At 43.1% G+C, this 26,685-nt stretch carries 24 protein-coding genes; 8 read left to right on the top strand and 16 right to left on the bottom strand.

Annotated features, from left to right (window positions below; translation table 11 throughout):
- Positions 1-8: 8 nt before the first annotated feature.
- The 3 genes from AXI57_RS18040 to spoVK form a co-directional block, all read right to left on the bottom strand.
- Positions 9-1,274 (bottom strand): methionine gamma-lyase family protein, encoded by a 1,266-nt coding sequence (locus tag AXI57_RS18040; RefSeq protein ID WP_061670830.1) that lies wholly within the window; start codon positions 1,272-1,274, stop codon positions 9-11.
- Between the two features lie 16 nt (positions 1,275-1,290).
- Positions 1,291-2,553, bottom strand: a complete 1,263-nt coding sequence (gene hflX / locus AXI57_RS18035; protein ID WP_061670829.1) for a GTPase HflX — start codon at positions 2,551-2,553, stop codon at positions 1,291-1,293.
- 150 nt (positions 2,554-2,703) lie between these two features.
- Positions 2,704-3,672: a stage V sporulation protein K gene (spoVK, locus tag AXI57_RS18030; RefSeq protein ID WP_034717966.1), complete on the bottom strand. Its 969-nt coding sequence runs from the start codon at positions 3,670-3,672 to the stop codon at positions 2,704-2,706.
- Between the two features lie 305 nt (positions 3,673-3,977).
- Between spoVK and AXI57_RS18025 the strand changes: the two genes are divergently transcribed.
- Positions 3,978-4,742 (top strand): N-acetylmuramoyl-L-alanine amidase, encoded by a 765-nt coding sequence (locus AXI57_RS18025; RefSeq protein WP_003328809.1) that lies wholly within the window; start codon positions 3,978-3,980, stop codon positions 4,740-4,742.
- A gap of 44 nt (positions 4,743-4,786) precedes the next feature.
- Here the strand turns inward: AXI57_RS18025 and AXI57_RS18020 are convergent, their stop codons facing one another.
- The 9 genes from AXI57_RS18020 to AXI57_RS17980 all read right to left on the bottom strand — a co-directional run bounded on the left by AXI57_RS18020 (position 4,787) and on the right by AXI57_RS17980 (position 11,570).
- Positions 4,787-5,407 carry a hypothetical protein gene (locus tag AXI57_RS18020; RefSeq protein WP_061670828.1) on the bottom strand — a complete coding sequence of 207 codons (621 nt, stop codon included), beginning with the start codon at positions 5,405-5,407 and terminating at the stop codon, positions 4,787-4,789.
- A 47-nt stretch (positions 5,408-5,454) separates the two neighbouring features.
- A complete protein-coding gene (gene nrdF, locus AXI57_RS18015) occupies positions 5,455-6,441 on the bottom strand; it encodes a class 1b ribonucleoside-diphosphate reductase subunit beta (RefSeq protein ID WP_003328811.1) in 987 nt (328 codons plus the stop codon).
- A 17-nt stretch (positions 6,442-6,458) separates the two neighbouring features.
- Positions 6,459-8,561 carry a class 1b ribonucleoside-diphosphate reductase subunit alpha gene (gene nrdE, locus AXI57_RS18010; protein ID WP_003328812.1) on the bottom strand — a complete coding sequence of 701 codons (2,103 nt, stop codon included), beginning with the start codon at positions 8,559-8,561 and terminating at the stop codon, positions 6,459-6,461.
- Positions 8,521-8,913, bottom strand: a complete 393-nt coding sequence (gene nrdI / locus AXI57_RS18005; RefSeq protein ID WP_003328813.1) for a class Ib ribonucleoside-diphosphate reductase assembly flavoprotein NrdI — start codon at positions 8,911-8,913, stop codon at positions 8,521-8,523. Before nrdI ends, nrdE begins: the two co-directional genes overlap by 41 nt.
- Before the next feature lie 267 nt (positions 8,914-9,180).
- Entirely contained in the window at positions 9,181-9,393 is a 213-nt protein-coding gene (locus tag AXI57_RS18000; protein WP_003328814.1) for a hypothetical protein, read from the bottom strand.
- Between the two features lie 81 nt (positions 9,394-9,474).
- On the bottom strand, positions 9,475-9,741 hold the full coding sequence (locus AXI57_RS17995; protein WP_034718331.1) for a YmzC family protein: 267 nt from the start codon (positions 9,739-9,741) through the stop codon (positions 9,475-9,477).
- 118 nt (positions 9,742-9,859) lie between these two features.
- Entirely contained in the window at positions 9,860-10,081 is a 222-nt protein-coding gene (gene hfq, locus AXI57_RS17990) for an RNA chaperone Hfq (RefSeq protein WP_010788684.1), read from the bottom strand.
- A 39-nt stretch (positions 10,082-10,120) separates the two neighbouring features.
- Positions 10,121-11,065, bottom strand: coding sequence for a tRNA (adenosine(37)-N6)-dimethylallyltransferase MiaA (gene miaA, locus AXI57_RS17985; protein WP_061670827.1), 945 nt, complete (start codon positions 11,063-11,065; stop codon positions 10,121-10,123).
- Between the two features lie 100 nt (positions 11,066-11,165).
- On the bottom strand, positions 11,166-11,570 hold the full coding sequence (locus AXI57_RS17980; protein WP_010788682.1) for a YmaF family protein: 405 nt from the start codon (positions 11,568-11,570) through the stop codon (positions 11,166-11,168).
- 116 nt (positions 11,571-11,686) lie between these two features.
- On the opposite strand from AXI57_RS17980, the gene AXI57_RS17975 reads away from it, so the two are divergent.
- From AXI57_RS17975 to erbB, 4 genes are all read left to right on the top strand, one after another.
- Positions 11,687-11,974 (top strand): hypothetical protein, encoded by a 288-nt coding sequence (locus tag AXI57_RS17975; protein WP_061670826.1) that lies wholly within the window; start codon positions 11,687-11,689, stop codon positions 11,972-11,974.
- Between the two features lie 130 nt (positions 11,975-12,104).
- A complete protein-coding gene (locus tag AXI57_RS17970; protein WP_003328821.1) occupies positions 12,105-12,647 on the top strand; it encodes a TetR/AcrR family transcriptional regulator in 543 nt (180 codons plus the stop codon).
- Entirely contained in the window at positions 12,644-12,958 is a 315-nt protein-coding gene (erbA, locus tag AXI57_RS17965) for an SMR family multidrug efflux transporter EbrA (RefSeq protein ID WP_003328822.1), read from the top strand. Before AXI57_RS17970 ends, erbA begins: the two co-directional genes overlap by 4 nt.
- A gap of 16 nt (positions 12,959-12,974) precedes the next feature.
- On the top strand, positions 12,975-13,322 hold the full coding sequence (gene erbB, locus AXI57_RS17960) for an SMR family multidrug efflux transporter EbrB (protein ID WP_003328823.1): 348 nt from the start codon (positions 12,975-12,977) through the stop codon (positions 13,320-13,322).
- A 13-nt stretch (positions 13,323-13,335) separates the two neighbouring features.
- Here the strand turns inward: erbB and AXI57_RS17955 are convergent, their stop codons facing one another.
- The 3 genes from AXI57_RS17955 to AXI57_RS17945 all read right to left on the bottom strand — a co-directional run bounded on the left by AXI57_RS17955 (position 13,336) and on the right by AXI57_RS17945 (position 15,152).
- A complete protein-coding gene (locus tag AXI57_RS17955) occupies positions 13,336-13,788 on the bottom strand; it encodes an OsmC family protein (protein WP_010788680.1) in 453 nt (150 codons plus the stop codon).
- 123 nt (positions 13,789-13,911) lie between these two features.
- A complete protein-coding gene (locus tag AXI57_RS17950; RefSeq protein WP_003328825.1) occupies positions 13,912-14,619 on the bottom strand; it encodes a poly-gamma-glutamate hydrolase family protein in 708 nt (235 codons plus the stop codon).
- A 302-nt stretch (positions 14,620-14,921) separates the two neighbouring features.
- Positions 14,922-15,152 (bottom strand): WYL domain-containing protein, encoded by a 231-nt coding sequence (locus tag AXI57_RS17945; RefSeq protein ID WP_061670825.1) that lies wholly within the window; start codon positions 15,150-15,152, stop codon positions 14,922-14,924.
- Positions 15,153-15,384: 232 nt separating this feature from the next.
- Between AXI57_RS17945 and AXI57_RS17940 the strand changes: the two genes are divergently transcribed.
- The 3 genes from AXI57_RS17940 to AXI57_RS17930 all read left to right on the top strand — a co-directional run bounded on the left by AXI57_RS17940 (position 15,385) and on the right by AXI57_RS17930 (position 18,861).
- Complete coding sequence (locus AXI57_RS17940; RefSeq protein WP_061670914.1) at positions 15,385-16,713, top strand: S8 family peptidase; 1,329 nt, start codon at positions 15,385-15,387, stop codon at positions 16,711-16,713.
- A gap of 205 nt (positions 16,714-16,918) precedes the next feature.
- Positions 16,919-17,278: a protein YmzB gene (gene ymzB / locus AXI57_RS17935; protein ID WP_061670824.1), complete on the top strand. Its 360-nt coding sequence runs from the start codon at positions 16,919-16,921 to the stop codon at positions 17,276-17,278.
- 326 nt (positions 17,279-17,604) lie between these two features.
- Entirely contained in the window at positions 17,605-18,861 is a 1,257-nt protein-coding gene (locus AXI57_RS17930) for a cytochrome P450 family protein (protein ID WP_061670823.1), read from the top strand.
- A gap of 88 nt (positions 18,862-18,949) precedes the next feature.
- Here AXI57_RS17930 and AXI57_RS17925 read toward each other — a convergent pair whose 3' ends face one another.
- Positions 18,950-26,674: a beta-ketoacyl synthase N-terminal-like domain-containing protein gene (locus AXI57_RS17925; protein WP_061670822.1), complete on the bottom strand. Its 7,725-nt coding sequence runs from the start codon at positions 26,672-26,674 to the stop codon at positions 18,950-18,952.
- Between the last annotated feature and the right edge of the window lie 11 nt (positions 26,675-26,685).

Raw genomic sequence — 26,685 nt, 5'->3', positions numbered from 1 at the left:
TAAACTATTTAAATTAATTGCTTTTCCATCAATGCATTCACCGCGCTGCATATGGCGTTTTTCACGTGGGAGTAGGTTAATCCTCCCTGAACGTATGCGACATATGGCGGCCTGATGGGTCCATCAGCTGATAATTCAATACTCGCTCCTTGCACAAAAGTGCCAGCAGCCATGATGACATCATCTTCGTACCCCGGCATATAGCTCGGGTACGGGGTGACGTGGGCATTGATAGGTGACGCGTATTGGATCGCCTGACAAAAAGCAATCATTTTATCCCGATCCGAAAATTCAACGGATTGAATCAGGTCCGTTCTTCCCGCATCCCAGCGCGGATTAGATGTAAAACCGAGCTTTTCAAGAAAACGGGCGGTAAATACGGCGCCTTTTAAGCTTTGAGAGACAACATGCGGAGCAAGAAAAAAGCCCTGATACATTTCCTGCAGTGAATAAAGTGATGCGCCCGCTTCCCTGCCGATGCCCGGAGATGTCATCCGGTACGAACAGGCTTCTATCCATTTGGCTTTACCGACAAGGTATCCTCCGGTCTTGGCAAGTCCGCCGCCTGGATTTTTGATAAGCGAGCCTGCCATAAGATCGGCTCCCACATGGCAAGGTTCAAGCTCCTCTGCAAATTCGCCGTAGCAGTTGTCCACAAACACAATGAGATTTTCGTTTATCTCTTTGACAAAGCCGATCATTTCCTGAATCTCTTTAATGAGGAAAGACGGCCGGTTCGCATAGCCTTTTGAACGCTGAATGCCAATCACTTTCGTATTTTCATTAATTGCTGCGGCTACGCCTGCGTAGTCGACTTTTCCCTCCTCGGTCAGATCAACTGCATTGTATCCTATATGAAAATCCTTCAGTGAGCCGGAATTTTCTCCCCCTCTGACTCCGACGATTTCTTCAAGCGTGTCATAAGGCTTGCCTGTGATATAAAGCAATTCATCTCCGGGTCTCAGCACTCCGAATAACGCAATTGAAATGGCATGGGTGCCTGAGATGATCTGCGGTCTTACCAACCCCGCTTCTCCGCCGAAAACATCTGCGTATATGTTTTCCAGCGTGTCTCTTCCCATGTCATCGTAGCCATAGCCGGTAGACGGCGTAAAGTGGGTATCACTCACTTTATGTTTTCTATAGCTTTGAAGCACTCTCCATTCATTGCGCTCACTGATCTCCTCAATTCTTTTATGAACGTCAGAAATCTCTGCTTCTACTTCTTGAGCGGTCTTTTTTAATAATTCGCCGTGCGTTAGTGTTTCAAACATTTTCTGTATTCCTTTCTTACATGTACTTCTTCAGTTCGCCTGATATATTTTGTTGGGCTTGTACATATCCTGAGATGTCATACCATTCATTTTCTTCATTAAAATGAATGCGTTCAACCATTGTTTCTGATTTAATTCTGGCAATCAGCTTTCCTTCATCCGCCGGAACTCTAGCCGTATACGGCGTTAAAAGCTCTTCCCGCAAATATTTTTCTATGTTTTCTTTAAATCTCGCAGCATCATCTTCGATTCTGGCACTGAGCATAATATGATGTTTTCCGGTTGACGGGATGAAGTCGGGCAGTTTTTGGTCTCGTTTGTTGTAAGCTGTCAGAATCGGAATATCGTCTGCTTTGAGCTCCTCCAATAGCCGAATAACGGTTTTTTCATGGCCTGTGTAATCCTCGTTTGAGGAATCAATGACATGCAGAATGACATCTGCTTCCTTCACTTCCTCAAGCGTCGATCTGAATGCCGCAATTAATGTCGTCGGCAGGTCTTGTATAAACCCTACCGTATCCGACAGCAGCACACTGTAGCCGCTCGGCAGCACCATTTTTCTCGTCATTGGATCAAGCGTCGCAAACAAAAGATCCTCTTCATAGCTGTCAGCGCTGGTCAGACGATTGAACCAAGTGGATTTTCCGGCGTTGGTATATCCGACCAAAGCAAGCTGAAGGACTCCGTTTTTCTTTCTTCTATCCCGGTATCGGCTTCTGTGTCGGGTAACCGCAGTCAATTGGGTGTTTATTTCGTGAATGCGATTTCTAATATGACGGCGGTCTGTTTCCAGCTTTGTTTCACCCGGCCCTCTTGCCCCGATGCCTCCACCTTGTCTGGAGAGATTAATACCTTGTCCGCTCAGTCTTGGAAGCGCGTATTGCAGCTGGGCTAATTCTATTTGAAGTTTTCCTTCTCTTGTTTTGGCCCTTTTTGCGAAAATATCCAATATTAATTGGGTGCGGTCAATGATTTTCACTTCAATGGCGGTAGCAAGCGATTTTAACTGGCTTGGCGATAGCTCGTCATTAAAAATCAAAAGATCTGCTGAGAGCTCTTCGCACAACGCTTTGAGTTCTTCCACTTTCCCCTTTCCTATATAAGTGGCTGCGTCAGCCCTGTTTCTTTTTTGCGTCACAGTGGTCAATACCGTCCCGTCTGCTGTTTTCGTAAGGGAGGCAAGCTCCGCAAGAGAATTGTCAAAATGCTCGTCTGAGATATGAGGCAGCTGGCATCCAACCAATATTGCCTTTTCTTGTATCAGTTCTTGTTCATTCAAATGGATGTTCCTTTCTTTACGTAATGGGCAGTAGTATTATCATACCAAACCGATCAGGCGTATACCACAAATCCCTTGATATTTCGGCTTTATATGACACATATGCGGCTAAAAAAGAGCAAACAAACAGACCTCCCTGTGGCGAGAGGTCTATCCTGTGCCCGGCACCTCTTCTTTTATTGTGAGATCCTGGCTTTTTATTGTCATCAAGTCGCTTTTTAAGTATTGATCTCCCATTAAGAGCCTCATAGCTTGGGTGCGTATTGATTTTTCAATGACATTTCTCACAAATCGCCCGTTGCTGAATTTGACGGGGCTTGTTGTGCTTTTGACCGTCATTAAGTAATCTTTTAATTTCCATTCCGCTTCCTGACTGAATTGATATTCCCTATCTGCGATCATTCGTTTCGCAATATCCATCAGCTGAGATACGGAGTAATCCGGAAAATCAATACTAATAGGAAATCGTGATTGAAGCCCGGGGTTTAATGATAAAAAATGGTCCATTTCTCTTGAATATCCGGCAAGAATTAAAATAAATTCATGCTGTTTGTCCTCCATATGCTTTACGAGCGTGTCTATTGCTTCTTTCCCAAAGTCTTTTTCTCCGCCTCTTGCCAAGGAGTAGGCTTCATCAATAAATAAAATTCCGCCCAGTGACTTTTTGATTAAATCTCTTGTTTTTTGTGCCGTGTGGCCGATGTATTCCCCGACAAGATCCGCTCGTTCAGCCTCAATGAGGTGACCTTTTGACAGGACATTCATTTCAAAAAAAAGTCTGCCGATAAGCCTGGCGACAGTTGTTTTTCCTGTGCCGGGATTGCCTTTAAACATCATATGCAATGCTTGTTTTCCCGCTTTTAAACCTTGTTCCGCCCGTTTTTGGTTCACAAAGATCCAAGCGTAAATTTCTTTGATATTCCGTTTCATTTCCTCCATGCCGACCAATGTATTCATTTCTTTTTCTATTTCTTTCAGAATGCCGTGCTTGGCTTCATTTTTTTGGACAGCGGTCTGATATTCCGCCTCTGCTTCAGCATTTGTCAGCACCTGCTTTTGTCCGTTAAGAATAATGTTGATCTGTCCGTTATTTTTATAGGTTACAGCGCGCTCCAACATTTTCACCTCTCTGTTTTCTCTTTATGTTATTCATGAATGAAGCGTTTGTGACACGCGCCTATCATGAGGGGGCTTGTTTTTGACATCCGCCTGTCAAAACAACAGTTCTTTTCGGGAACGATGTTGAATCCTGCGCTTTCCCGAGAAATACTTTATTTCTTATTGTATTCATGACGATAGCGGGGACAAACCATATATTTTTTTATTTTCCGGGAAATAGGAGGCGCTTTTCTTATTTTTTTCGGTAAAGACATTAGTACAAGCACCAATCGGTTTTGTTCATATGCTGTAATGAGGTGATGGGAATGGTTAAAATTTTTATTGATCCGGGCCATGGGGGGACTGATCCTGGTGCAACAGGCAATGGTTTGCAGGAAAAGGCGCTGACTTTGCAAATCGCTTTAGCGTTACGCACGATTTTAACCAACGAGTATGAGGATGTTTCTTTACGAATGAGCAGGACAAGCGACCAATTTGTCAGCTTAGATGACCGGGCGGATGCGGCTAATAGCTGGGGAGCAGATTATTTTTTATCCATTCATATTAATGCCGGAGGCGGGACTGGCTTTGAGAGCTATGTTTATCCGGGAGTCGGATCGCCGACGACAACTTACCAGTCACATATCCATGGAGAGGTTTTGAAAGCGGCGGACTTTGCCGACAGAGGGAAAAAATCAGCAAATTTCCTTGTGTTAAGAGAGACTGCCATGCCTGCATTGCTTACAGAAAACGGTTTTATTGACACAGCGGCAGATGCCAACAAATTAAAAACAGCGAGTTTTATTCAGAGCCTGGCAAGGGGACATGCCAATGGGTTGGCACAAGCCTTTAATCTAAAAAAAAAGCCTAGCGACAGTTTATACAAAGTCCAAATCGGAGCCTTTAAAGTAAAAGCAAATGCAGATTCGCTCGCTTCCAGCGCAAAGGCTAAAGGTTTCAATGCGATCGTGCTTTTAAAGGACAGCCTATACAAGGTGCAAATTGGCGCTTTTTCTTCACAAAACAACGCTGATGCTCTTGTCACTAAAGCAAAAAATGCCGGCTTTGATGCGTTTATCGTACAAGAATAAGAAAAAAACCCGGTCCCTCTCTCTAATAGAGGAACCGGGTTTTTCTATTCTAAAATATCCACGACAAACTGCGACCACGTTTCCAGCCGGCTGTAAACACTTTCTTGTTTTAACTCAGAAATGCTCATCCACTTGCCTGCAATTTGTTCCTTTTCTTTGACTTCCACATGTGCTCCTGATTTCAATTGAAGCGCTGAAAGGATGCCGATATGCACTTTACCGACACTGTTTTCGTCATCATTGATTAAACCGAGTGTGACGATCTTCAGTTTATCTTCTCCATTGATTTGAAGTTCCTCATCCAGCTCGCGGTCAGTGTTTAGTTTTAACACTTCCGAAAATGATGCTGCCCCTTCAATGTGATTCATATGGCCGCCAAAACCAAGCGAAAGTTTATTGTGCAGACGCGTCTCTCCTCCGCCTACAAGCCGTTCATAAACAAACACTTCATCTTCGCGTGTAATGACTACGTAAGGAATCGGCTGCTTGAAGAGCGGATCTTCTTCAGCATCTCCCCTTCTCATTTCACGATAATGCGCTTCAATCTGCGCCATGATTTCAGTGATACGTTCGTCTTCACTGTTTACGCCTTGGAAGGTTAAGCTTTCTTTCTTAAACACTTCATCCCGCGGAGCAACTAAAATAACTTCATCCATTTTTTCCATTTTTCGTTTTCCTCCTGTTCACATCATCAAGCCGAAAAGAGCAGATATTATATCTGCTCTTTTTCATCAAAATAAAAGTCGTCGTCTTTAATCGGCTCCACCGTAGCTTTCTTATAGCCATTCCCCTTCATCGAGAAGAAGTCATGTGATTTTGTTTTTGTGTTTAATCCGTTTAAGACGATCGGATTAATTTCTTCTTCTTCAAAGTAAGAATCAAAGCCAAGGTTCATAAGTGCTTTATTCGCGTTATAGCGGATAAACTTCTTCACATCGTGTGACAGCCCGACTTGGTCATACAGATCCTCTGTATATTCAAGTTCATTTTCATAAAGCTGTTCCAATAGTTCAATTGAGAACTCGCGCAGTTCAGCTTTTTTCTCTTCGGGCTGCTTATTGTATATTTCTTGTGCAAGGAGCCCGATGTATACGCCGTGAATGGCTTCATCGCGCAGAATCAGGTTGATGATTTCTCCGCTCTGCATCAGCTTTCCTTGTCCGTAGAAGTATAGCGGATAATAGAACCCGCTGTAGAACAAAAAGCTTTCCAGATAAACCGACGCTACCATGGCTTTGAATAATGAAATCTCATCATCTTTTTTAATGCTTTGATAAAGGCCGACAATGATTTGAGCTTTTTTCTGCAAAAATTTATTTTGTTTAACCCATTCGAACACTTCGTTGATGGTTTCAGTAGGCGCAAGTGTCATAAAAATATTGGAATACGATTTTGCGTGCACCGCATTCTCCATCATGGCCATAAAGTTCAGCACCGCTTTGCGCTGATGGCCCTCTACGTGGTCGGCCACGATCGGCATTCCTGTATTTCCCTGCTCGGTATCAAGAAGAGTAAGCCCGGCGAGCACCTTCATATAAGTATCTTGTTCGTTTTTCCCAAGGTACTTCCAAGTGAGGAGATCGCCGTTTAAAGCAATCTCTTCCGGAAGCCAGAACTGCTTTACATTTTGATTATAGAACATTTGGGTAAAATCATCTTCATGCTTTGACCAGTTTGCTGCGTCATAAATTTTCGTCACTATAAACTCTCCTTTAATCAAACAACACAAGAAAGGCAGCTGTCTTGCCCAGTATCTTTCGTTCTTGCATAGTAAATGGTTTTAATGCCTCTATGGTGGGCATACAGATCAATCCGGTTTAGATCACGGGTTGTCATCGTATCTTTCAAGAACAGTGTAAAGCTGATTCCCTGGTCAATATGCTGCTGGATCGTCGCAATCATATCCACCACTTTGAACATGTCCATGTCATACGCTTCTTTATAGAAGAACCAGTTGTTTGATGCAAGGCCCGGCATTGGATAGTACGTTTTCGAATTTCCGTATGTTCTTTCTTCTATCCGTTCCATGATAGGCATCACGGACGCTGTGCTTGACTGCACGTAAGAAATTGAACCGGTCGGCGCTATGCACAATCTGTAGCTGTGATACATGCCATGCTCAGCGACGAACGCTTTCAGCTGTTTCCAATCTTCAATTGTCGGAATATGCATGCCTTCAAACAGAGCTGCAATTTTTTCATACGCCGGTGAGAAATCGTTTGAGACATATTTGTCGAAGTATTCCCCCGTTGCATAGGATGAACCTTCATATTGCTCAAACGTTGCGCCTTTTTCTTTCGCAAGCTCCGCAGAACGCTGGATGGAATAGAAATTGACCATCATAAAGAACGTGTTCGCAAAATCTCTGGCCTCAGGGCTTTCATAAGCAATGCCGTTTTGAGCGAGATAGCCGTGGAGGTTCATGGCGCCGAGCCCGATTGATTTCATGGCTTTGTTTGCGCGTCTTACAGCAGGCGCGTTGCGGATGTCTGTCGTTTCAGACACATGGGTTAAAGAATCAGTTGCAAGCTTCACCGTATGCTCAATTGATTTGTGTTCCATTACATTTAAAATATTAAGCGATCCCAGGTTGCAGGAAATATCCAAACCGATTTCATCTTCTTCATCGTAATCTGTGTAAGACGAAACCTGTGACGCTTGAAGAACTTCAGAACACAGGTTGGAAAACTTCACCTTGGATACGTGGTTCAACGCGTGCTCCTTGTTGACGTTATCCTGGAACATAATGTACGGGTAGCCTGATTCTGAGCGCAGCACCGCAAGTTTTTCGAGCAATTTGCGCGCGTTGATTTTTTCTTTTTTCACACGCGGATTGTCGACAAACTTGTCGTACATTTCATTCATGTCCATTTCATCCATGTGCTGTCCGTATTCTTTGTAGATCGTATGCGGATAGAACACATAGGCCGCTTTATCTTCTCTCGCAAGCTCAACGAACTTATCCGGGATGACAACGCCGATAGAGAGTGTTTTTACACGCACATCTTCATCAGCCGAGATTTTTTTCGTATCAAGGAAGTCATTGATATCCCGGTGGAAAATGTTTAGGTATGCGGCTCCAGATCCTTGTCTTTGTCCCATTTGATCTGCATAACGGAACGCGTTATCCAGGAGCTTCATGACGCCGACAACACCTTTTGTCGCGTTCTCAACATCTTTAATCGCTTCGCCTTTGGCACGCAGCTTCGACAGATTGAGAGACACGCCTCCGCCCAGTTTAGAAAGCTGCATGGAAATGTCAATCGCTCTCGAGATATCATTTAGTGAGTCATTGACTTCTAATAGGAAGCAGCTCACAAGTTCTCCGCGGCGCTTTCTTCCGGCATTTAAAAATGTCGGTGTACTCGGCTGATATTCTTGGTTAATCATTAAACGCACATAATCTTTCGCTTTTTCTGTGTCACCGTTGGCGAAGAACAGCGCAACGATTGATATTCTGTCCTCATAGCGTTCAAGGATTTTTTTCTTGTCGTTCGTTTTCAACGCATAGTCATTATAAAATTTAAACGCACTCATGAAGGAAGGAAAACGGAACTTCTTCGCGTAAGCTGTCTTAAACACTTCTTTAATATCTGCAAATGAATAGAGGCTTAGGAACTCTTCTTCGTAGTATTGGTTTTCAACCAGATAATCTAGCTTCTCTTTTAAATCGTGAAAGAACACTGTATTTTGGTTGATATAATCCACAAAATAACTATGTACAGCCTCTTTATCCTTATCGAACTGAAATTTTCCGTCCTTTTGGATCATGATTTCATTATTTAACTGAATCCATTTTGGCACTTGGTTTTGTGACAACTCTTTCTACCTCCTGAGTAAACAATTCAACGTCTTTCGATGTGCCGCTGAGTTCAAATTTGTGCAAAATCGGCACCTGATATTGTTTTGAAATGGTGTCGGCACTTTTTGCAAAGTTATCGCCCCACACTTTATTGCCGCTTGCTGCGACTCCTAATAGGAGATGGGCATTTTTTTCGAGAAATGACTGTGTCGAAGCCGGCACTTGTCCAAAGTCTGTCGTGTAGGTTACTAAAACAAACGGAGTGTCCAGATAGTCAGCTTCATTCACTTTACGTATCAGCTGAAACCCTGTCTTATTCACAAAACGCTGAACATTCCCTGTTTTCGAATCGAATATGATTTGAACCATGCTTTATCACGACCTATTACAAATTATGAATCTCTTATCTCCTAACACTATATATAGTATACTATCACATCCGAAAAACACAATATATAGATTCGCTTTTATAAAAAGTTCATATTTTCTCTATTCAGGACCTTTGCCCGGCTCCTTATGCGCCCAAAAAAGAGAGCAGAACGAGAATCGTCTCTCGTCCTACTCGAAAGGGTCATTTTTAAGCCGATGTATATCATAACACGAAAAAAAACTGCTTAGTAGTCTAGATTTTTTTTCTTATTTTTTGTAAGAATCACAACATTCGCTTTCAACGGTTTCTTCAATTTCTGCGTCAGCGCCGATTTCTTCTAAGACTGCTTTCAGGGCGCTTGCAATGGATGCTTCTCTGATCAGTTCTTTGCCGTTTACAATGATGCTTGTGCCATATTCATAACAGGAATCATCCTCACAGGTTTCTTCCCAATGATTGATAATAACCTTGTGTTTCATATTCTCACCCTCTGCATGATCTATGTCAGTACTTAGTTTAGCGGCATCGGTCCGCTTTGTAAATTCGAATGCTTGTGAAAATTATTCAAGCTCATCGGATAGCCATTCTTTTTTAAGTGTTACCTCGTTCTTTGATTCATCATACTTATATATTTTGACCGTTCCGTCCTCGACAACGCCAAAATGATTATGGTCCAGCGGAAATGAGCTTGTCTGCGGGATTTCATAATCACTATGGTCGGTATCGACCACAGTTTCTTGATTTCCGCAGCTTCCGAAAAATAAAAATACAGCAATAAACACAAGCGCAATTCTGATTCTTCTCAGTTCTGTTTCACTTTCCGTCAACATTCTCCCATCCCCCGTCTTTACGATTTTCCATTATGGCATACCTATACGTATGAATATAAAAAATGTTCCGCCGGGCATAAAAAAAAGGCCCTGAAAAATGGCCTTTTTCATGATTCTATTCGAGTTCAAGCTGGACGTTTTTTTGCGGGGCGAAGGTAGAGATGGCATGTTTATATATAAGCTGCTGCTTTCCTTCGGTTTCAAGCAATACCGTAAAGTTATCAAAGCCTTTCACTTGGCCGCGCAACTGAAAGCCGTTTAGTAAAAAAACAGTAACAAACGTATTTTCTTTTCGGATTTGATTCAAAAACTGATCCTGAATATTAATCGGTTTCATGTTTTGTCCTCCTTGATTCTCTATATCATACTGTTTCGATCAAAGTTCAAGTTTTCCTGCTATATGTGTGAAAATTTCCTTTTCCTTCAGCACGGCATCGACAGGCGGCGTCATATCAAACCAAGAGACGTGCATTTTGTTGCGAAACCATGTCAGTTGGCGTTTAGCATACCGTCTGGAGTTTTGTTTTAATTGCTCGACAGCTTCCGAAAGTGTCACAATTCCGTCAAAATATGCGTACAGTTCCTTATAGCCGATTGCCTGAATGGATTGGCAGTCTCTCAGATTTTGATTGTAAAGCCGTTTGACTTCGTCAGCGAGGCCCTCTGCCATCATCATATCCACCCGCTCATTAATTCTCTCGTAAAGCGCTTCTCTGTCCATTGTAAGGCCGATCATAACTGAATGATACAGCTGTTCGCGTTTCTGCTCTTTTAAATGCTGTGACATCGTTTTGCCTGACGTATGTAAAATTTCTAAGGCGCGGATCACTCTTCTGATATTGTTCGGATGAATCGAAGCTGCAGCTTCAGAATCGGCCGCAGCCAATCTGGCGTGAAGGGCTTCGGCGCCCTCCTGAACAGCCGCTTCCTCCATTTTTTTGCGGAAAGCGGGATCGTTCGCTTCTTCTGTAAATGTATAATCATACAGAACAGATTGAATATACAGACCCGTCCCTCCGACAATCATGGGAAGCTTTCCTCTTTCGCTGATCTCTTTGATCTTAGACCTTACCAATCTTTGGTAATCAGCGGTTGAAAAAGGCTCAGATGGGTCAAGAATATCAATCAAATGGTGAGGTATGCCCTCCATCTCCCGCTCAGAAATCTTTGCCGTGCCGATATCCATGCCTTTATAAATCTGCATCGAATCTCCGCTGATAATTTCGGCATTTAACGCTTTAGCAAGCTGGATACTTATATTTGTTTTTCCCACTGCCGTCGGTCCGACCAGAATGACAACGGGCTGTTTTGTCTTTTTCACTGCACATCACTCTCTTTTACAAATCTCCCCCTATTATAACACTACTCATATATTCAACCACCTATTCATTTTGCCCTTTTTCTGACGCGGTAAACGTCTTTTACCAGCCGAGCGGCTCATTGCCTACTATTTCCCGCGTTCGCCCCTTCATGTCATGTCTATGCGTCTTTCTCCCGTTGTTTCTCGGATCATACACAACACCGCCGTACTGTATTTCTATCGGTTCATTGTAGGCGAGATAAGTGGTTTCTTTTATTTCATGATAATGCGTCCCGTCCGATCTCGGGATAGCGGGTCCGGAAATGCCATAGTAGCGGTGAAAATGACCGTTTTCAAAAGACGTAATCCCCGTATAATAATGCGTATGCCTATCCGTATTGCTTCCGTTCTCCGGCTGTGAGAATCCTTCAATCAGGTGATAGTGCCCTTCCACCACGTTCGTTTTTGCTTGATAAGCATGAACGTGCGGGGGAGCTTTTGACCAGTCAGATTGGTACAGCCCCAAAGCGGCTCACTCCTTTCTTTAATTTCCCTTTTGGTGAAAACGCCCAATCAAATCGGTATAGGCTGAATACTCTGGTATCAGCTAAAGTTTATTTTATTATCGGAGGTGCCTTAATTATGAATGAAGTACAGCATTATTCACCTGAAAGTGATATGAGGCCTTTTGGAAGACCGGGTTTTGGTTTCGGAAGACCTGGATTTGGGTTTGGCAGACCTGGTTTCGGTTATGGCTTCGGACGTCCCGGTTTTGGGTTTTATGGCGGCCCGTTTATCGGAGGGCTTGTTGGCGGCCTAGTGGGAAGCGCTTTGTTTAATCCGTATGGTTACGGAGGATATCCTTATTATCCGTATGGTTACGGAGGATATCCTTATTATCCGTATCCCCCATATCCATATTACTATTAAAAAAAGCAGACTCCTTAAAAAGGGGTCTTTTTTAACGTCCGAATTTGAGGTAAGATGAATCTCTTGACTCATAAAATAACATCATATATCATGTGCTTTACTAACCGGTAAGTAAAGTAGGTGTTTTTTTTTGTCAAAAAAAGAAGAAATTTTTGAAGCAGCCGCTAAGACAATTACTGAAAAAGGATTAAAGCATTTAACCTTGAGCCGTGTGGCGAAAGAAGCAAACATGACAAAAGCCGGGCTCCTTTATCATTTTTCAAGTAAAGAAGAGCTTATTAACGAAATGAATGAATACGCCATATCAAACTTTCAGAACTTACTGGATCATCATCAAGAAAATTTGCAGTCTGATAAAGCCGTTTTCGTCAAATCGTTTGTTTTGGCGACGCTTGACGATCTTGAACTCCAAAATACAGTTCAATTGTGCACAAGTATGCTTGCGACCATGTCTTTCAACGAAGAGCTGCTGAAGCCATGGAGAACATTTTATACAGAATTTAAAAAAAGGGCAGATGAAGAAATTTCTGATCCTGCGACGTCACACCTGATCCGGCTTGTCTGTGACGGAATCTGGTTTTCAGAAATGTTTCAGCTGGAACCGTTGCAACAAAAAGAAAAAGCGCTTTTGCTCAAACGCTTAATGAATGTAATAGAGGAGGATTTTATATGATATTAGGTTACACCTTCCTCGCAATTGCTATATTATCAGAATCAATGGGCGCTGCCATGCTGAAAGTCTCTCATGGCTTCACCCGCTGGAAGCCGATCATGTTCGTCATCATCGGTTATTCACTTGCCTTTTATATGCTGTCGCTGACATTAAACCATATACCTCTCGGCTTATCATATGCCACTTGGAGCGGAGCGGGCACGGTGCTGACAGCGGTTATCGGAGCAAAGTGGTTTGAAGAGAAGCTGAATAAACAAGGAATTGCCGGGATTCTGTTATTAATATCGGGAGTTGTGTTATTAAATTGGTAAAAAAGGCGGTGTTTTTATGAAAGGAATGATTTTTTTAGCTGCGGCAATTATCACAGAGGTATTTGGCAGCACAATGCTGAAACTGTCTGAAGGCTTTACTCAAATCGGACCCAGCATCGGAGTAATAGCAGGATTTGCATCCGCCTTCACTTTTTTAAGCATGTCACTTAAAACGATTGACTTATCTTCGGCATACGCCACATGGTCAGGCATCGGTACAGCGCTGACCGCTATCATCGGTTATTTGCTTTTTGGCGAAACCATCAGCATGAAAGGGATATTTGGCCTTACCCTTGTGATAGCCGGGGTTGTTCTGCTTAACAAGTCAAAATCGGCAAAAAAAGAACAAACGGTCTTACACTGACCGTTTGAACCCATTATTCCCCCGAAGCTCTTACTGAAGCTTCAAGCTTCAATTCCACGTTCCCCTGAACTGCACGCGAAATCATACAAGAAGACTCCGCCTTTTCCGCCAGTTTATGCGCGAGCGCCAAATCAGCTTGCGAAGCATCAGGCTTCAGCAAAATAACAGGGCGGTGAATAATTGTTTTATACGTGAAAATTCCGTTTTTGACTTCAACAATACCCTCTGACTCCATATGCAGATCCTCTTTTTCAAGGCCGCTTCTTTCCATCATGGCTGCGAGCGTAATAATATAGCAGGTAGCGGCTGCGCCAAGAAGCATTTCATCAGGATTGGTACCCTGCCCCGGTCCGTCCATTTCCTTTGGAATCGAAATAGATGTCATGAGATTTCCGCTTTCTATCGTGCCGACATCATTACGCTTCCCCGGCCATTGTGCTTTTAAATAAAAATGATGATCTGCCATGCTGTATCCTCCTTTTTGTTTCTTTTTTCAGTCTACTGATGATTTTGAAATTTGTCCTCTGTTTTGCTTGATAAAGTACGCACCGAGGACAAGTTCCATTTATTTCATCTAAAATGACGATACTTAAGAATATTCCTCGTCAATCACTCTTCTGATCGCTCTGGCATAGCGATAAAATTCCGTCGTTTTGGTATATTTTCTTTCCTTATAGTTAAAATCATCAAAAAATGCTTCTCTCTGTTCCCTGCTGATCTCCAGCTGGATGCTCAGCCCCGTTTTACCTTGATTGTTAATATTGTTTGCATCCAGTCCTGCCAGACCGGTCTTTGAGGAAGCCAACTCTGCAGAAAAACCGCTATTTTCAAGGGCTTTTACAATCATTTTCGCCCGCTTGCGGTCACTTCCGCCTACAAGTGTGTTCTTATCTTCTCCTTTATATCCGTGAAAGGCGATAATGTATTGGTGCTGTTTGATTTTCTCCTCGGCTGTCGGCTCATCAAAGTTAGTGCTGGTAATGTGCAGCGTCTGGTTATCGTGTGACTTTAAACCTTCAAAAAGATATGTAGAGTATTCCATATCAAAAAAACGGACAAGCTCGCTTACACCGCCTTCAATTCTGCCTCCATGCGGTGACATAATTAATACACGGCTTCCTTTTTTCCCGTTATATTCGATGTTATAGTCCTCGGGGTTTTCATTCGCCTCTAAGCTTCTAAAGTCCGCATATTTATCAGGCTGATTCGAGGGTTCCGGTTCTGATGCATAATGAACACATCTTATTAACAGGACCATTGCTACAATGATTATGACATTAAGTAAGATTCTTCTCATGTTCGTCTCCTTCCTAAAAGAATGGCACGGTTCATTATATGAGGTTTAGTCAATAGGTTTTATCTTACCATTGTATACCCGTTATCATCAGTGAAAAATTTCCCGGTTTCTAAAAATCAATTGATTGTCACAGTTGGGGGTGTCTATCAGCTTATAACAGTGAAAAAAGTTGGGATAAAAAATGAAGAAAAGGAATAAATACCCACACTCCCTAGGTTCTTGGTGAAAAGCAGGCTGTTTTTAAAAAATATATGGGAACTATTTTTATAAATAGGCTGTCTATTTATAACCGACAGCCTATATTAATTGGCAAAACGAAGAAATTGCTTCTTTTTTTGAACAGGCGCGCAAGAGAGGATGGAATCTAAAAGAAACGTTCTCATCTGTTTTTTGGTGCAACAGAAGGCTTTTATATCATGGCTGTTTTGATGTTTCACAATAATGGTTCTTTTACAAATTGAACCGTCTTTTTTCATATATATTATATCAATCGGAACCTGATCTTCTAAAGAGCGTTTTATCAGGATGTTCATGCGCTTTTTAGCTCCTTCTTTTTTCTCTTACCATACAGGAACAAACGTTCTTATTCAACCCTCAAACTAGAACCATTATCTTCCGGCCCGGCAGCTTACTCTTTCCTTGTGACATGAAAATCAGCCATTAAAAACCGCTCTTGTCCGCTTCCAAGAAGGACAATCAAACTTACAAAAGAGACCCTCCATTCATAGAGTATACAGAGAAACTCATATTAGGAGGAATCATATGATGTTTGGTTACTCTATGGTACAAATGGTGAGGGCAAACGCTCATAAGCTAGATTGGCCGTTGCGTGAGAACGTTTTGCAGCTATACAAACCTTTTAAATGGACGCCGTGTTTTTTACATCAATTTTTTGAGACAAAATTGAGAAATCGAAAAAAGATGTCAGTGATCATAGAATTTGAGGAAGGCTGTCATGAAACGGGTTATCAAGCGACAGGAGACATTTTACAAAATGAAAAACGCTGTACATTAAAGCATCGCTTTCACAAGATCAATTGCTGCAGTGCAGAGGTAACGCCTTCAGCTCTACATGCTCTTCTCTCTCAATGCAATGATATCCGCAAAGTTTATTTAAATCGTGAGGTTAAAGCGCTTCTTGACACAGCAACTGAAGCCAGCCATGCGAAAGAAGTCATCAGAAACAATCAAGCATTGACCGGAAAAGGCGTCACCGTTGCTATAGTAGATACCGGAATTTATGAGCATCCTGATTTAGAGGGCAGAATAAAAGGATTTGCCGATTTTGTCAATCAAAAGACCGATCCATATGATGATAATGGCCACGGCACCCATTGCGCGGGTGATGTTGCAAGCAGCGGCGCATCTTCTTCAGGCCAGTACCGCGGCCCGGCTCCTGAGGCCAACCTAATTGGCGTTAAAGTGTTAAATAAGCAAGGATCAGGTACGTTAGCGGCAATCATTGAGGGTGTGGAATGGTGTATCCAGTATAATGAAGACAACCCTGATGAACCGATTCGTATCATCAGTATGTCCCTTGGCGGTGAAGCGCTCCGCTACGATAATGAGCTTGATGATCCTTTAGTCAAAGCAGTGGAAGAAGCATGGAACGCAGGCATTGTGGTTTGTGTCGCCGCCGGAAACTCAGGACCTGATCCACAGACCATTTCAAGTCCGGGTGTAAGCGAAAAAGTCATTACAGTCGGCGCATTGGACGATAATGATACGGTGAGCCGTGAAGATGATATTGTCGCTTCCTTCTCAAGCCGCGGACCAACGGTCTACGGAAAAGAAAAGCCCGATATTTTGGCGCCCGGTGTCAATATTGTCTCCCTCCGCTCCCCGCGGTCATATATCGATAAGCTGCAAAAGTCGAGCCGTGTGGGGACGCAGTATTTTACAATGTCAGGGACTTCTATGGCAACACCGATTTGCGCGGGAATTGCCGCTTTAATCCTCGAACACAATCCGGAACTTACCCCTGATGAAGTAAAAGAACTTCTCAAAAACGGCGCAGATAAATGGTCGGACAATGATCCGAATATTTACGGTGCCGGCGCTGTAAATGCAGAGAATTCCATTCCCGGCGAATAACCTTTCATCATAAGCTATTACACACTGCTGAATCTATAAAGACAGGTTTAGCAGTGTTTTTTATTTTTTCAAAGGAGCTGTCCGTAAACATTACATATTTAGGTTCTATTAGAGCGGTTATTCTGAGCCTCATCAGGCATCTATTTCGTGTAAAACGCAAAATAATTGGGAATAGTATCGTATAGATAAAAAGGAGGAATCGCTGATGACACTCACTAGCACTGAGCTTTCCGAATGGCTGAAAGCGCAGATTGGACAGACGCTTGATATTAGAAAAGGCGAGCTGACCAATAACCAAGACGAGATTTCAGATTTGGATCAGATTGTTCTTCACCTTAATGAAGTGGCCATACGCAGCACTAAGCATCCTGATGACTACGTAGCAAATGATGAACTGGTCCTCGAAGGAAAAGGAACTACTTTTACTGAAGAAGGCAACGTGCCGCTCCCAGAAAATGCTTATGAGATCCCTTTATCGGGTAGTATTCACATTCATCAGGAAAACGGAGGACTGAAGGTTTTGACAGATCGCGCAGTCTATACCATTGATATTCAACAGAACTGACATCTTTCCCCTGCCTTATTGGCGTCTTTGATTACTTTCAAAGGCGCTTCTTTTTATGGTGTTATATTAAAATGGATGCGCAGTCATTTTTTTGAAACAAACTATTGAATGCCCTCTTAAATAGATATATAGTTTTAAACATAACGGGCTGTCCAAGGTTTTCAACAGCCTGAACGATATGTGACTTTAGTAAGGGGGTCATATGCCTATACCTGTCCGTGCCGATGCGGGACATGCGTAAGGCTCACATGGGATATTTGGTCTGATACCGAATGATATCATTTTGTTTTGAGTGTCTTTTAAAATGAAAGGCGAGGAGAATTCAGATGGAAAAATTGGTTTTTAATGCGCATTCTTCAGAGTTTCACGAAAATCCTTTTACAGTTTTGGGCCATTTTAGAGAGCACGACCCTATTCATCACTTCGAATTACACCGTTTCGGCGTTACATATCGGGCGTGGTTAATTACTCGTTACGATGATTGTATGGCATTTCTAAAGGACAATCGAATTACCAGAGACGTAAAAAATGTGATGAGCAAAGAACAGATTAAGAAGCTTAATGTAAGCGATGATATCGACTTTGTATCAGATCATATGCTGGCAAAGGATACGCCTGATCATACTCGTTTAAGGTCATTGGTTCACCAAGCTTTTACCCCCCGCATCATCGAAAATTTGCGTACCAGCATCGAACAAATAACTGAACGTTTATTAGATGACATGGAAAAAGAGAATGAACCGGATATTATGAAATCATTTGCGTCTCCATTACCTTTTATTGTGATTTCTGAAATGATGGGAATACCGGAGGAGGATCGTTCACAATTTCAGGTATGGACCAACGCCATGGTAGACACTTCAGAGGGTAACCAGGAGAAGACTAACCAATCACTCAGAGAATTTAAGGACTATATCGGCAAGCTGATACAAGAAAGAAGGATACACCCGAAAGACGATATGATCAGCAAACTGGTGCATGCTGAAGAGGATGGGCACAAGTTAAGCGAAAAAGAGCTTTACTCGATGCTGTTCTTGTTGATTGTGGCCGGCCTTGAAACGACCGTCAACCTGCTTGGATCGGGCACCCTCGCCTTGCTCCAGCACAGAGAGGAATTGGAGAAGTTAAAACAGCATCCCGACATGATAGACACGGCGGTAGAAGAGCTGCTGCGATATACCGCTCCGGTAGTCATGATGGCGAATCGGTGGGCACTCGAGGACTTCACATACCAAGGCCATTCTATAAAAAGCCATTCTATAAAAAGAGGAGATATGATTTTTATAGGCATTGGCTCTGCCAATCGCGATCCTAAGCGTTTTGAAAATCCAGAAAAATTCGATATTTCAAGGTCTCCGAATCGGCATATCTCTTTCGGCTTTGGCATTCATTTCTGTTTAGGGGCCCCGCTTGCCAGATTGGAAGGCCAAATTGCCTTTAATGCGCTTCTTAAACGGTTTCCGTATATCGAGCTTGCAGTTGCATCTGATGAAATGAAATGGAGAAAAAATGCCTTTTTAAGAGGGCTAGAAAGCCTGCCTGTTTCACTTGCAAAGAAAAACTCGCTTTCCCGCCACAGCTAATGCAAACATCCGTCTTGTCCATTTTCATGGGATAAGCCATTGAAAAAACCCCCTTTAAAAGGGGGTTTTTTATATAGTCATTCCTTCCTCAACGCTTCACCAGTTCATCTGCTTTTTCTTCATTGGCGTTTTCGAGTTTTTTTCTGAAGGCCTTAAGAAAATTCGCGTTTACTACACCTCTGTTTGAGTATAGCTTTTCACAAAACTCTAGAATAGCTTTAGATGGTTTGGGTTCAGTTAACATCATTAAATGATTGGAGGAATTGACGTCTAATAGATGGAATTGGGCAATCTGCCGCTCCCACTCCTCCCAGTACCCTGCATGGTCTAATGGTATTTCTTCATTAGAGAGGGTGAAATAAACGTCTAATTCACCAAGAAATGACCTGCTTTTGTTACGGAAATAATAACATTTTAACGCTTCAGGATCAGGCAGCGGCTTCACTGTGTACTCCTCGACTTCATAAGCGAGCTGAGTTTTAACAATTTGCTTAATCTGCGTGCGTATTTGTTTTTCCGATTTGTTCAATCCCCGTTGTCTTGCCAAACCAATCAGTTCTTTTAAAAAGTCTTCATCTTCTGCGTTTACATTTACTTCTTCACGACTGATGAGAACGCCAGTTAGCTTTTCCGGCTGAGCAACCGATGCCAGCATCGTATTTATTGTTTGAAGCATTGATGTTTTCAAAGCAGGCTTATCTTCTTTATATTCTGTGCTGTATGGAGAATCGACCATGACAATGCTTTTCACCGTTTGTCCTGTTTTTTGCAGCTGGCGTGTGATTTCATAAGCCAGCACTCCGCCTAAGGAATAACCGCCTACGTCATAAGGGCCCTCCGGCTGTACAGCTCGGATGATCTCTATATAATAGGAAGCCATGTCTTCGATTCCATGTAAAGGATCACGGTTTGTCATAAACCCCCTGGCTTGAATTCCATAAAAAGGACGCTGGCTTTTTCCCGCAAATTGCTGATAAATCTCGACCCCGCCTACTCCTCCGTGAAACCAAAATACAGGACGCCCCTGCTGACTATCATTTAATTGGATCAATTCCGGAAACTGTCGGCGGAAGGTCTTGCCCGGATGGTCCGACGATGATTGATCCTGTTTTTCCGATATCAGATTCATCATATCCTGCACGGTTTCACATGCTTGCAGCTCAGCCAGAGTGACTGAAGGATCAATATCCGTTTGCAATTGCTGTAATAATTGGATGCAAAGGATAGAATCAAACCCGTATTCTTGTAAAGGCGTATGAGGGCTTATTTCCCCCGGTGTCATTCCTAATAGATCGGATAAAATTTGAATGAAGCTGCCTTCTTGACGATCATGTACACCCTCATCTGAAAAAGCACGTGCACTTTCCTCTTTTTTATTAAATCCGTTCCAGCATTTTCGTTTTTCAAAAGGGTAAGCGGGCAAGGAAATTCTGTGTGCACCTTTTCCTTGCTGGAGTTTTTCCCATGGGATTTCCGCTCCTTTTGTCCAGCAGAAAGCGATTTTTTCAAGATCATTTTCTGCCAAAAGAGTCTGCATCACAACTTCTCCCAATGTCCCTTCAAGCAAGGTGCCGATATCTGAGAAGCCCTCTTTGGAATTCCCCGTAAAAACAGGGATAGCGCTCTGCGGCTTTCGTTCTTCTTTCATAGCCTTCAAGCAATCTTGTAATCCTGCAATCAATTCATCTCTACTGCTGATCACCAATGCCAGCCGATCATTCATCGCCTCACGCCCGACTTGCAGTGTATAGGCGTAATTCTTTAATGAAAGCTCATTTTGCTGTTTTACGTAGCCAAGCATTTGTTGAACAACCGCTTGAAGCCGGTCTTGATTCTTAGCAGAAAGGACCACGATTTGGGGTTCATTTACGGTCTCGTCTGCTGGTGATTCTCTATGAGAAGGGATATATTCTTCTAAGACCACATGCGCATTTACACCTCCGAATCCGTAGCTGTTAATACTCGCTCTGCGCGGGATTAGTCTGCCTGCATGATCCTTTCGTTCTTCCCATTTATGATTCTCCTCTGTCAGCAGGAATCTGCTCCCATCAGTTGATACTTGATCGTTTGGAGAGGTAAATCCGGGAATTCCCGGTATGGTTGCATGCTGCATCGCCATGCTGACCTTCATGAGAGCAGCCATGCCTGAGACAAGTTCACCGTGTCCAATACAAGGCTTTAAGCTGCTGATATAACATGGTGTTTCCTCTTGTAATTCCTGTATATGCTCTGTTTCAAGCTGTTTGTAGCCTGATTTCAGCGCATTGATTTCAATGGCGTCCGCTAAAGGCGAGGCAATCCCGTGCGCTTCTATATAAGTCACTGTTTTGGGATCTACTTTTGATCCTTGATAAGCCTTCAGCATAGCATCCTTCATTCCGTTCGGATTAGGCGCGTGCAGCGACATCCCTCTGCCGCCATGCGATACACCCGTCCCTTTAATGACCGTATAAATATGGTCGGAATCTTCAATGGCTTTTCGTAAAGGTTTGATCAAGAGCACCCCTGCTCCTTCACTTCTGACAAAACCATTTGCTTCTGCTTGAAAAGACTTGGCTTTCCCGTCCTCACTCAAGTATCCCATTGAATCAAAGCCAATAAAGCCTTTTGGGGAAAGCAGCAAATTCACGGCACCCACAATGGCTTGCTCACATTCGTTATTCCGAATAGATTGAATGGCTCTGTGTAAGGCAACAAGTGCTGACGAACAGGCAGCTTCATAATATTCACTTGGGCCTCTCAAATTCAGTGCATAAGAAATACGATTTGGTATTAACGAAGGAATCATGGCTGCATTTGTATTATCGCTATTGCCGGCTGCAATAAAAACGCCTGTCGGCCGGTCAGATAATGTTTGACCTGTAATGCCGGCGTCTTCCATCGCCTTCCATGTATGTGTCAGTAACAGAAACTCCTGGGGATCCATACTCGCTGCCTCTTTGGGTGAAATGCCAAAGAACAGCGGGTCAAATTCACCAATACCTTCTATAAATCCGCCCCATTGAAGACTTGTCTTTTCTTCTTTAGAATTTCCGCCGTATTCGCGCCAATCCCAGCGTTCTTCCGGTATTTCCGAAACACAATTTCTTCCGCGGGCCAAGTTATCCCAAAACTCCGTCACATTGTTTGCTTTCGGGAATTGCCCCGACATGCCGATAATGGCTATGCCTTCAGCCGCAGGTGCGGTTGTTTCTTTCGTCTGTCTGTCATGTGCTTGAATATGTTTCACTTTATTTTCGTTCATATCAAAGGATTTTTTCTGCTGTTTGGTATCGCCAAACAATTGAATAAAGGACCTTTTATGTTCTTTCGCAAAAAAAACGGTAAGCTCTTGAACAGTCGGATACTCAAAAAACAGCGTGGGTTGTAATTCGATCTTTGTCTCGGATTCGATCTCTCTTGTCAACGCAATCAATTGGGAAGAAGTTATTCCTAAATCCATTACATTGACCTTTGCAAGAGACAGTTTCATAGGATCGTCTATGATCACAGCCAGTTTATCTGTTACGTAGTTGCATATGCGGTCCATCAGATGATTCGGATTATCTGCCTGCTTTTCATATGAGACAGCATGTTCTTTCTTCTTGCTTTCTTGATCAGTCAAACGGAATCGCTTTAAAGAGTAACCTGAGTAGTGCAGGACCGTCTCAGATGCTTCATTGATCACATCAACATCAAACATCAGCATTTCGCCGGAACTTTTAACTAAGGTGATCAGCAGCCAGCATTCTTCCATTCTAGTATTTCTGTTAAATTCAATTTCATTGATTCCGAATGGTAAAAAACTGCCTTCTATATCTAATTGTTCTAATAAACTGAGCATTGCCAAGTAAGCGCTGTTGGTGATCAACGGACTTACAGCATAACGATGTATTTTTTCTGCGTTTTGATCTAAACGCACTTTTGCAAGTATGGCGTCATTTCCTTTATAGAGGCGGGTAATGGTCTTGAATACCTCTCCCCATTCCACAACTCCCTTGCCGCTTGAATACATCTGATCGATGTGATGAAGTTCGGTAAACGAGTGTTTGATGCTCTCAATGTTAATTTTCTTTGTTTGAAAAAGGCCTTTTTGACATTGCCCTGATGCGGCAAGCTTCCAGGAATCAGATGTATGGTCACGATACAACATTTGTACATCTGTTGCGTTTTCTTTTTGGAACGCCTCCGCTTTGAGATCAATTGTTTGACCTTCTTTCACTGCTACAGGAGTTACATAATTTAATTTACTGATGCGGCCGCTGTTTGCTTCAGGGAACATTTCAAAAAAAGCATCAATGGCAAGACTTCCATACGTTGCTCCTATGAGTACGTGTTCTTTATTAAACACATGCCCTTTCACGTAAGGCTCATCATATACGTACGAATCATGGACCGCGTAATATTTTTCCTTACATGCAACATCCGCATTCCGCCCGTATTGTATCGGTTCATCAAAATAAAATGCTGCCTGATGGTCGAACGCATAATGCGGCAGGTCGATCCAGTCAGAACCGCTGCCTTGATCCATTTGATCAAATTGAATTGCCGCCCCTGCTGCCCATTCTTGTGCCAGCTTTCTTGTATCTTTTGTTTCAACATCTGCCAGAACAGCACCAGGCTGTAAATCGAAAGATGTATAAATCCCCTCATAGATTGAACTCTCTTTTGATTTTTGGAAGATCTTTAGTTTTTCGATAAGTTCTTGCACCGATGAAACCGTAAATGCAGTTCTATGTTCTAAATGATGATTGATCCTGTGTAATGACCTTACAACCGTTCCAATATCAGCTGAAACATTTTTTTCTAAATATACGCACATTTTTTCTAGATAGCTGAGCAAACTCCATTTCGTTTTCGCTGAAAAAACGGCGAGATATTCCTGCTGGTAAGAAGTTGCTGTCTTCTCAGGAGCAGCGCCGATATATTCTTCCACAATGAGATTCGCATAGGCCCCGCCCGCGCCGAAGGAATTAATCATGCTTCTTCGAGGCAATGTTTTTCCTGTTTCGGGATCCTTCAACCGATGCCACGGCTCCGCTTGTTTCTGAAGGTAAAATGCTGTCTTTTCCAAATGAATATTCGGATTTACTGGACTTGCGTTTATCGTCGGCACCAGCGTTTCTTTCTTCATCTGTAAAAGAACTTTCGTCAGCTGGGAAACGCCGGAAGCCGCTTCCAAATGACCCAGGTTGGATTTAACGGAACCCATTGCGCAAAACTGTTTCTTATCCGTATATTGACTAAAAGCGTTGGTAAGCGCGATGACTTCAATCGGATCTCCTAACGCTGATCCGTTTGCCGCTGATTCAATATACCCGATCGTCTCCGGGTCAATTCCGGATTGCTGAATGGACTTCGCAATTAATTTGGCCTGCTGCTTCGGATCGGGAGCCGTATACATCTGTCGGCCGCCGCTATGGTTGGCAAAGCTGCTTTTGATGACCCCGTAAATATGGTCCTGATCTTCAATCGCCTTGGAAAGAGGTTTTAACAGCACGGCGCCGACGCCTTCTCCCGGTATTAAGCCTGTTCCTGCGCCAAAACTCTTACTTTGATTTCCGTTTTCTAAAAGATTCGCACGCTCCAATGAATCGTACTTGGAGAGATCCAGCGTTAAATTAACCCCTCCTGCTATGGCCATTGAGCAGCTTTTCTGTTTCAGGCTTTCACAGGCAAGATGAATGGCGCTTAACGAACTGGAGCAGGCAGAACTAATGGCCATGCTCGGTCCGGTCAGGTTGAAAAAGTGAGACACACGATTTGCGATATGCCAGTCTCCCCCATTAGAACTCAGCACCGCTTGTTCTAACGACGGGATATTCCAAAAATACTGATTGTACATGTTTCCAAGAAAGACGCCTACTCCGGTTTCTGTGTCGTGCAGCTCACTTACTTTGGATTGAGAATAGCCTCCGCTTTCAAATGTTTCCCAGACGGTTTCCAAGAATAACCGAAGTTCCGGAGTCATTTCCATCACTTGCTTCTCATTTACTTCAAATAGATGATGGTCGAATTTGTCGATGTCTTTTAAAAATCCGCCATAAAGCTTTTTATCACTTTTTCGTAACGGGTCTTTCGATAAAGTCTTAATGAGTGATGTGCGCCACCTTGATTCAGGAGATTCTGTAATACAATTGTCTCCGGCTTTTAAATGCTCCCAAAGCTCTTCCAGATTATCGGACATAGGATAACGGCCGCTTATGCCGATAATCGCAATATCCTCTGAGCTAGAATGCGCGGACAGCTCCTCTTTTGAACCCCCGGCCTGTTCCTTACCCGCTGTTTCGAAAGGAGCAGTATTTGTCTTGGCTGCTTGAGGGGTGCGAATGATCTTCCGCTCATTTGCGAAACGGCGCGTTTTATGAGCAAACGGCAATGCAGGATTTGAAGACTCCGTTGGAATCGGAGCCTCCATCCTTGCAGGTTCTTTCTTTTCTATCGTCAATGACTTTTTAAGCTTCTCAGCATGCTGCGTTAAAAGATAATCGACCAGTTCTTGGATGTTTGTGTGCTCAAATAAAATCGTTTTAGGAAGATCACCTGTCAGTTTTTCTAACTCTCGAATAAAGTTCACTTGCAGAATTGAATCGATTCCATACTTCTCGAACGTTGTATCTGTCGTTATTCGTTCCGGAGACAGCTTAATCGATTTCGCTAACGTTTCCTTTACAAATTGTATCGTTTGCGCCGTGATAGACTCTTCTTCGGGGTCTTCCGTTTTTTCTTGCGGATGGTCTGCTTTTTGTTGTTGCACCTCTTGTTTTTCATGTTCTATCGGCTGCTTTTGCCGGACCACTCCGTCACTTTCGGCCGCAACGATCTGCTGGCCCAGCTGGTGCGATTCTTCAGCCATAAACGAGACATAACGGAAGCCTTCACCCTCTAATACTTTTTGCCACATCTCTGGATATAAACCAGGGCAGCCCGGGATACGCAGTTCGGGATCTTCATACAGCCACCAGCCCTCCAAAAGACCAAACGTTAAGTGCGAGTATAAATTATGGCTGTTTATTTCATTCAGCAAAAGCAGCCCGTTCTTTTTCAAAACCGCTTTAGCATTTCGCAAGGTTTGGCGGATATTTTTCGTCGCATGCAGGACATTCGCCGCTATGACCACGTCATATTTGCCCGCTTCTATGCCTTGTTCAGCAACATTCTCTTCCACATTAAATACTTTATATGTCAAATAAGGATTTTCCGGCCCGTACTCTTTTTCCGCATGCATTAAAAATGCTTTAGAGAGATCCGTATAGCAATACTCTTTTACATGGCTCTGATACACTTTCAATTTTTCAAACACAGAAGCGCTTGTACCGCCTGTTCCCGCCCCGATTTCTAACATTCGAACCTTTGCGCCGGGCTCTTGTTTCAGCCGCTCTTGCATAAAGGCTGAAACGGTGCCCGCAAGCACATCATTAAAATAGTCTGCGACTTGATTGTTTTTATACACTCCTTCGACCAAATCCATGGAGGAATCGGGAAACAGTATGTCGGTGGCAGATACTTTGCCGGTAAGAATATCCGGCAAAGCTCTGAGCGCAGTCTCCACTAACACCACCATGGCTTTCATATTGCTGTCTTGAAGCAAAGCGGCTTTATTTTCATCCCATTCCTTCCAGAGTACATTCAAATTCTCTATTGATTGCGTTGGTACATATGCATCACCAGCTTGCTGAAGAAGATGGTTTCGCACCAAAATTGATAAGCTCTCCTCAAACCATCTGCCATAGAAATCCTGCAAGATCGGCTGGGATTTTGTTTCTGAGAAAAATCCTATGGACTGTAATTGCGCTAATAGCATTTTGCAAAGAATGTCTTCTGTATTCCGCATTGGCGAAGCCC

The organism is Bacillus atrophaeus, from assembly GCF_001584335.1.
Lineage (GTDB): Bacteria > Bacillota > Bacilli > Bacillales > Bacillaceae > Bacillus > Bacillus atrophaeus.
Note: the sequence above shows the minus strand (reverse complement) of the source record. Positions and strands in the feature narration are given on the sequence as shown.